The sequence below is a fragment of the Marivirga sp. genome (assembly GCF_024636815.1).
In the GTDB taxonomy this organism is placed as follows: domain Bacteria; phylum Bacteroidota; class Bacteroidia; order Cytophagales; family Cyclobacteriaceae; genus Marivirga.
Map to the genome: position 1 here is coordinate 1 of NZ_JAGXGF010000001.1, position 8,123 is coordinate 8,123.

Genomic DNA, 8,123 nt, shown 5'->3' on the forward strand with positions numbered 1-8,123 from the left:
CTTTATTGGAAGATAATAATGTGAAAGCAACATTTTTCTGTCTGGGTTGGGTGGCTGAAAAATATCCGGATGTCATTAAAGAAATAGTGAATAGAGGGTATCATATAGGGTCACATTCTAATCTTCACCCTTTGGTTTATGAATTGTCCCCTGAAAAATTTGAAGAAGATTTAAGAATATCTTTGGATCAGCTGGAACAAGCAATTGGTGAAAAAGTAACTTCTTATAGGGCTCCGGGCTTTTCCATAACTGAAAATGCTTTATGGTCATTTGAGATTTTAGCCAAAAATGGCATCACACATGATGCTTCTATTTTCCCAGCTGCACGTTCTCATGGTGGCTTACCAATATTAGATACTCCACAACCCTTTTTATTGAGGTATAACGGAATTGAATTAAAAGAATTTCCGATAAATTATCATGCTGCCTTAGGTCAAAAATTAATTTTTTCAGGAGGAGGTTATTTTAGGATTTTACCGTATCCAGTAATAAAAAGATTGTTTTCCTCAGGTGAGTACAATATGACCTATTTTCATCCTAGAGATTTTGATCCCGGACAGCCTGTAATACCCGAATTAAGTACAGTCAGAAAATTTAAATCTTATGTTGGTTTGAAAGGTGCACTCAAAAAATTAGATAATTTAATAAAAGACTTTAAATTTGTTGATCTGTTAATGGCTGATGACCAAATTGATTGGGATAAAGCTAAAGTTGTAGATTTATCAAATTTTAAACATGCCCCAAACCCTAGCTAGTTTAATTACCTCATTTATTCTTACCTTTTTGGTTACGCCATTAGTAATCGGCTTTTTCAAAAAACGTAATATCATGGATAAACCTGGTGGTAGAAAAATCCACACCGGTGATACTCCTAGCATGGGTGGGATAGCCATTTTTATAGGCGTAATGATAGCACTATTGATATTTATGCCACTTGTTGGCTTACAGCGTTTTAAATTTTTCTATGGTGCTATGGGGATTATGTTTGTGGTTGGCTTAAGAGATGATTTAGTACCTGTTCGACCGATTGTAAAACTTGGAGCTCAGTTTTTAGCCTCTTTTATGGTCATCATCTTAATGGATATCACTTTGGCTTCTTTTTACGGATTGTTTTCTATTGAAGAGATTCCTTATATCCTCAGTGTAGTGGTAACCCTTTTTACTTTAATTGTTATCACCAATTCCTATAATCTGATCGATGGCTTGGACGGCCTAGCCAGCAGTATAGGGATTATTGCCTTTTTCTTTTTTGGAATTTATTTCTTTCTCGTTGGGCAAACATATTTCTCCATGGTTTGCTTTGGTTTTATCGGAGGATTAATAGCCTTCTTAAACTTCAATTGGGAACCTTCTCGAATTTTTATGGGTGATACTGGAGCACTGTTAATAGGTTTCGCCTTGGCAGTAATCACTATAAAGTTTATCGATTATAATCATTACTTACCTGAGGAAACACCTTTTAAATTAAAATCTTCGGTTGCGGTAGGTGTTTCAGTCATCATTATTCCTTTATTCGATACGCTCCGAGTATTTATTTCCAGAGCATTAAAAAAGAAATCTCCTTTTTCACCAGACAAAACACATTTACACCATATTTTAATGCGTTTGGGTTTCAGTCATTCCGGCACTACATTAATTATGATAGCGACTAATATTGCGATTATATGCGTGGCATTGGCTTTAGATTTTCTAGGAGATAATATATTAGTTCCCTCCATTGTTGGCTTATGTATGTTGTTAAGCATTATGCTAGATGAAATTTTGAAAGCAAATATCAGAAGAAAGAAGAAAGCTATAAGTAAAAGTTTTAGAAGAGACTAACCACTAAGTTTGTCACATATTTACAGAAACCAATTTTCTTTACTTTCATCTTCCTTACTTTCTTTTTGCATGAACAAAAAGAAACAAAAATTCTAGAAAGTTTAATGCTACCACCCTCAAGGCCAACGCTGGCCCGCTAAACTTTCCTCCCTCCCGCTTTTCCGAGTTCCTCGGAAGTGGTCGGGTTAATTCTATTCTTACTAGGTAATTAATTCTATTTATCTGTATTGAAGTTCTTTTTCCTGCTTTCCTCGCAGGAACAACTTAGTTATTAAAAGAATAAATACTTTCAACCGAATAATTTAAAATTATCCAAAAACAAGGCAAATTTAATTTTATAAGGGAATAGGAAGTCCGAATTTAATTGATGAGTTTATTAGTAACTAACTCCCCCAATTTCGCTGTAAGCGAAAAAGCGCGGTGGAGGGTAAAATGGCGGGCAGGCGTTGGCATTTGCGGGAAGAAGCATCATTTTACCTAGATTTTTTGCATACTTTTTCATCAATGGAAAAAGTATGAATGATTAAGTTAGAATTAAAAACAAAAATTGGCACCAAATGCTCAGGGACACACTTAAACAATGAAAAGGGTCTTTAAATAAAAAAATGCACTATTTTAATATTAACGAGAAAAACAGTAAGTTGGCTTGAATAAAAAGAAGACATCAAAACAAGTGCAGCTCTGATGTCTAATTACTTATAACTTAAAACCTATTACTGAGAACTATTTAAAGCCCTTCATTCTTAGCAATTAACTCTGCAAGATCCAATACCTTCACATTATGCTCTCTTTCCTTGTTTTTAACGCCATCACCCATCATGGTCATGCAGAAGGGGCAGCCTGCGGCTATCACTTCTGCTCCTGTGTCTAAGGCTTCTTCGGTTCTTTCGATATTGATCTCTTTATTTCCTTTTTCCGCATCTTTGAACATTTGCGCTCCACCGGCACCACAGCATAAGCCTTTGGTTTTACATCTTTTCATTTCCACTAATTCTGCATCCAAGGCTCTAATTACATCTCTTGGAGCTTCATAAACGCCATTGGCTCTTCCTAAAAAGCAAGAATCATGGAAGGTGATTTTCTTTCCTTTGAATTCACCACCGTCTTTTAAAGTGACTTTTCCTTCATTTATCAAGCCCTGTAAGAATTGGGAGTGGTGCACTACATCATAATTACCCCCCAATTCAGGATATTCATTTTTTAAGGTATTGAAACAATGCGGACAAGCAGTTACAATCTTTTTAACATTGTAGCCATCCAATACCTGAATATTGCTCATTGCCTGCATTTGGAAAAGAAACTCATTTCCTGCTCTTCTGGCCGGATCTCCTGTGCAACTTTCCTCTTGCCCTAACACGGCAAAGTTGATACCTACTTTATTCAGAATTTTAGTAAATGCAATGGTAACGGCTTTGTATCGATCATCGAAAGAACCTGCACAGCCCACCCAAAATAAAACCTCAGGAGATTCTCCTTTGGCACTCATTTCTTGCATGGTTGGGACTTTATATGTTGAATCACTCATAATATCTTGATTTATAATTTATCGTTTCCTAAAATTTATTTTTGTTCCTCATTTAATTTATCAGCCCATTTGAAACGGTCTGTAGGAGGAAATTTCCATGGTGCAAAGCTGGTTTCCACGTTTTGGAACATGGCATTCCATGATTGAGGAGAACTGCTTTCCTCCATGGCCATATATCTTCTTCCTTGCAAAATAATATCCAATGGGTTGATGTTGATCGGACAAGCTTCTACGCAGGCATTACAGCTCGTACAAGCGTTTAATTCTTCAGCAGAGATGTAATCCTCGCTAAATAATGCATTGCCCTCTTCGGCTTCTTTTCCGGCTTTAATATTCTTTCCGATTTCATCTATTCTATCTCGCGTATCCATCATGATTTTACGAGGAGAAAGTTTTTTGCCGGTAATATTAGCAGGACATTCAGCTGTACATCTTCCGCATTCCGTGCAGGCATAAGCATTCATTAAATTCACCCAGGTTAAATCAGTGGCATCTTTGGCTCCCAATCTCGCTACTTCTGCCGGAGGATCACCTGCATCCATGCCCAACATGCTTTTCACTTCAGTAGTTACTTCGTCCATATTGTTCATTTTGCCATTAGGCGTTAACCTTGCAAAATAAGTATTAGGGAAAGCCATGAAAATGTGCAAGTGCTTAGAGTAGGTTACATAAACCGCAAAAGCTAATATACCAATGATGTGGAACCACCATGCGAAACGCTCAGTAAATCGCAATGCCTCAACGCTAATGCCTTCAAAGATCGGGATAAGCAGACCACTGAAGAAAAAATCTCCTGTTTGAATGTAATGATCATCTCTTCCTTGTAAAAGCTGGTCAGTAGCATTCATGGTTAAGATGGCAAACATTAAAATGATTTCAATAACCAAAATCAAATTACCATCTAATTTCGGCCATCCACTTAATGAACGCAATCTTTTCACATTCAAAACATTTCTTCTTAAAAGGAATGCCACACAAGAAACTAATACCGCAATGGCTAAAAATTCAAAAATATTGATGGCTACTGTATAGGCATCACCTAAAACAGGAGCGAAGATTCTGTGTGTTCCTGCTATTCCATCGATGATGAACTCGAGCACTTCCAGGTTAATTACCAAAAAGCCTACATAAATGAGGAGATGCAAAAATGCGGGAATCAATTTTTTAAACATTTTCTTTTGCCCGAAAGCAATAAGCAAAGTGTTTTTCCATCTTTGCCCTTTATTGTCACTTCTATCGACCTCTTTTCCGAGATTGATATTTTTTTTAATGCTTCCTATTCTTTTTGCTAGAAAGTATCCTGCCACCGCAAGTACCAGTAAGAAAGCAATTTGAGAGATGTATACCATAGTTGTTCTTTAAACGTTTAAAATTTTTTATCACATTTTTTTTAAAATCCTTTTGCAGAATAAATATTTCACCTACTTTTGCACCACTCTATCACGGTGCTGTAGCTCAGTTGGTAGAGCATCGGACTGAAAATCCGTGAGTCGGTGGTTCGAATCCACTCAGCACCACAAGCCTTGCTTTCAAAAGCAAGGCTTTTTTTATGTTCAATATGTCGATTTCATTTTTTGTCATTTTTTAATCTATTTTCTGCCAAAGCTTACAAGTGAAATTTAAAAATAATAGTTGAGTTTAAAAATAGTATGCATACATACTATTTTTGTGATAATTTAAAATCAATACAGATAAGCTTTTGCTTACTATATAAGATTTTAGTCGTTACTTTAGTACTACGTAATCATATTTAAACATATTGCCATGGTCTGAGCCTTCCTAAATGACAAAAAGGTCATTTAAGTCATCTATCCTAATTGTGAAGCCATAAGCCGGAGCAGAAATGGAAACTTGATTAAGTAGGTTTAGTAAATATAAAACAATTAAGCATTGATTAATCAATCTATTTTCGATCAATATTTTGAGAACATACTCATAAGTTATTTGGGTCAAGCTGTTTGGGGCTTTGGGCTGGCTTTAATTTTATGGTATTTTTTCAATTTATATCAAAGAAAACATTTGAAGCTTTGGTCTTATAGCTGGCTGGCATTTGCTGCCTATGTTTTATTTTCTTTAATCACACTTTTTTGTGCGAAAAATCAAGATATTGGGCCCTTCTGGCAAAATATATTTACTTTCCTCTTTCAGATAGCAGGTCTGATGCAAGTTGTATGGCTTCTTCAGGGTACTTACCACCTTATCAACCGAAAAACCCTAAGCTTAAAACAGGAATATATTCAATATGCTTTGGTTGTACTAATAGCGCTCTTCAACTCTCTATTTTATCTATTCGAACAAGATGGAGGTTACGTTTATTCCTTGGTATTGCCCTTTACCACCAAGTCTTTAATTGTAGGTTTAGCCTTTATTTTTGCAGGAGTTCAAATCATGAGGCTTGGAAGGAGAGATGCAGCAGTCGGTAAAAAATTATTATGGATTGCTTTTCTTCTCTATGGATTCCAAAATCTTAATTATGCACTTGGCGGTATTTATATGATTTTCGATGAGAATTATATAATAGAAATTGATAATGCTCTTGGAGTAATTGATTTCTTATTGCTTTCATTTATCGGTATTGGAATGATAATTTGGCTGTTGGAAGAAGAGCGGTCAGCTTTAGAAAAAACAAATCGGGAATTAGACAGCTTTCTTTACAGTACTTCCCATGACTTACGTGCTCCAGTGGCTTCTTTATTGGGCTTAATCAATATTGCCAAGCATGATATAAAAGATGAATCAGGACAGCAATATGTGAAAATGATGGAGGAAAGAGTCAAAAAGCTGGATGATATATTCAGTGATATTTTAAACTACTCCCGAAATATCAAAACAGAAATAAACCTTAAAACTTTTCGATTGGGCGAAATGGTAGAGGATGTTATCACGGATGTAAAATTTAATCAGGGTGCTGATAGTATTCGATTAGATTATGATGAGCAAATCCACCACATCTTAAGAACGGATTATTATCAACTGAAAGTAGTATTGGGAAATTTAATTTCTAATGCAGTAAAATACCATGATGCCAAGAAGCCCGATCAATACATTGCCATTCGTTTCGAGAAAGTTGACCGGGATGTTCATATTTCTTTAGAGGATAATGGAATTGGTATTGCAGAGGAAAGTCAGCACAAAGTATTTGATATGTTTTACAGAGCCACCAGTGAGGCAGAAGGCTCTGGTTTAGGCTTATTCATAGTCCAGCAAGCGTTAGAAAAAATCCATGCCCGCATCACCCTAGTTTCCGAATTAGGAAAGGGCAGTATTTTTAAAGTGATAATTGAAAATGCTGTAGTGAAGTTGGATGATTAAGGCCAGCCCCCTGGCCCCCAAAAGGGGACTTTTCGCACAGATTTGATTTTGTTTTTTAACTTGATAAAGTATTTTTTTTAACATTAGCTTATTCATTGTCAAAAAAGAAGATATAACTTATATTACTTTATATATCTGAGAAATCTATCCCATTAAAAGAAAGGAAAATTCAAAGGTAATATAGAATAACAAATCCTGAGAAAGGTATTTAGTAAGCTGAGTTCGACTTTAAATCCCTGCAAAACATCTTCAAAGCATCATTGCGGTCCCGATCAATCGGGATTATATTTTCAAAAAAAGAAAATTATCCTAAATCTTAAAATAGCATTTTGATGGAGATACCGGACAAATTAATACTTTTTGTAATTCAAGTATTAATTTTCCGGTATGACGGTGCTTCTATTAATCGAACTCAGTTAGTATTATAAAATAGTCTTACTCTGTCTCTAATTTTTTATTTAAGAGGTTGAGCGCTAGGATGCTCAATGTTTAAGTAATAACGTGTTCCTTTTCGCTGACCAGTTTTGATCATTGCCCCTAATTCCACCATTTTTTGTAAGTCCCTAGTAGCTGTAGAGGCAGTAGTACCCGTTATCTTGATATAATTATCTGCACTCAGACCACCTATGAATCCATTAACTCCTTCTTTAAAAATACGATCTACTACTTTTTGCTGCCTTTCATTAAATAAATTGTTAAAACGGATGAAATATTTTCCTTTTTCTATCAGAAATTCAATTAAGCTCTGAGTATAGTCTTGGGCTTCTAGAACCATTTCACAAAAATATATTAGCCAATCGGTTATCTCCAGTCCAACACTATTGGATTGCAAGGCATTATAATATTTCTTTTTATTACTATCAATAACATAAGACATGGCTATTAAAGTAGGTCGATTTAGGCTTTGTGAAAGTGACTTTTCAGAAATGGCTCTTCCTATTCTGCCATTACCATCTTCAAAAGGATGGATGCTTTCAAAGTACAAATGTGCAATTCCAGCTCTTGTAAGTGGCCCAAGTTTAGTAGGATTATTAAACCAAGAAATAAAAGCTTCCATTTCCTTTGGTATTTCACTAGAAGGTGGAGCTTCAAAATGTATGTTTGGATGATCAATTCTACCAGAAACAATTTGCATGGGATCTTCATGGCTTCTATATTTTCCAATATCTTCAAGATCTCTTCTGCCATTCATAAGCATCTGATGCCAATTACAAAGCTGCTCCTTGGTTAATGGAGAATCGAAAGATTTGTATAACTCAACCATCATTTCAGATATTCCATGTTCAGATGGGCTGACCTTTCGATTATCTGATTTTAAGCCAAAATGCTTTCTGATTGAAGACTGGAGGGACTCACGATTTAAAATCTCGCCTTCAATCTCTGAAGATTTAAATGCCTCATCACTCATCAGATCAACTTTTAAAGTGTCTTGATCTTCATTACTCACATGTTTCAAGCTTCCAAA

General features: G+C 35.5%; 6 protein-coding genes and 1 tRNA gene. 4 read left to right on the forward strand and 3 right to left on the reverse strand.

The genetic code is table 11. From position 1 onward, the window contains the following. Both Q0L29_RS00005 and Q0L29_RS00010 read left to right on the forward strand, forming a co-directional pair. Positions 1–755, forward strand: a 755-nt coding sequence (locus Q0L29_RS00005; RefSeq protein ID WP_296618205.1) for a polysaccharide deacetylase family protein, incomplete at its 5' end; no start/stop codon positions are given. Beyond that, complete coding sequence (locus Q0L29_RS00010; protein ID WP_296618206.1) at positions 736–1,821, forward strand: glycosyltransferase family 4 protein; 1,086 nt, start codon at positions 736–738, stop codon at positions 1,819–1,821. The genes Q0L29_RS00005 and Q0L29_RS00010, both read left to right, overlap by 20 nt. Before the next feature lie 727 nt (positions 1,822–2,548). On the opposite strand, the gene Q0L29_RS00015 is transcribed toward Q0L29_RS00010, so the two are convergent. Then, a complete protein-coding gene (locus Q0L29_RS00015) occupies positions 2,549–3,346 on the reverse strand; it encodes a (Fe-S)-binding protein (protein ID WP_296618207.1) in 798 nt (265 codons plus the stop codon). A 35-nt stretch (positions 3,347–3,381) separates the two neighbouring features. Further along, complete coding sequence (locus Q0L29_RS00020; RefSeq protein WP_296618208.1) at positions 3,382–4,695, reverse strand: 4Fe-4S dicluster domain-containing protein; 1,314 nt, start codon at positions 4,693–4,695, stop codon at positions 3,382–3,384. A gap of 95 nt (positions 4,696–4,790) precedes the next feature. On the opposite strand from Q0L29_RS00020, the gene Q0L29_RS00025 reads away from it, so the two are divergent. Together Q0L29_RS00025 and Q0L29_RS00030 are read left to right on the forward strand one after the other, a co-directional pair. After that, a tRNA-Phe gene (locus Q0L29_RS00025) sits at positions 4,791–4,863 on the forward strand. A gap of 373 nt (positions 4,864–5,236) precedes the next feature. Further along, positions 5,237–6,658 (forward strand): ATP-binding protein, encoded by a 1,422-nt coding sequence (locus Q0L29_RS00030; RefSeq protein WP_296618209.1) that lies wholly within the window; start codon positions 5,237–5,239, stop codon positions 6,656–6,658. Between the two features lie 454 nt (positions 6,659–7,112). Here Q0L29_RS00030 and Q0L29_RS00035 read toward each other — a convergent pair. After that, a partial coding sequence (locus tag Q0L29_RS00035) for a Fic family protein (protein ID WP_296618210.1) occupies positions 7,113–8,123 on the reverse strand: 1,011 nt, incomplete at its 5' end.

Excerpts from the sequence above, each read along its gene's own strand:
- Q0L29_RS00010 (WP_296618206.1), top strand. The coding sequence starts at position 736 with ATGCCCCAAACCCTAGCTAGTTTAATTACCTCATTTATTCTTACCTTT.
- Q0L29_RS00020 (WP_296618208.1), bottom strand. The coding sequence starts at position 4,695 with ATGGTATACATCTCTCAAATTGCTTTCTTACTGGTACTTGCGGTGGCA.
- Q0L29_RS00015 (WP_296618207.1), bottom strand. The coding sequence starts at position 3,346 with ATGAGTGATTCAACATATAAAGTCCCAACCATGCAAGAAATGAGTGCC.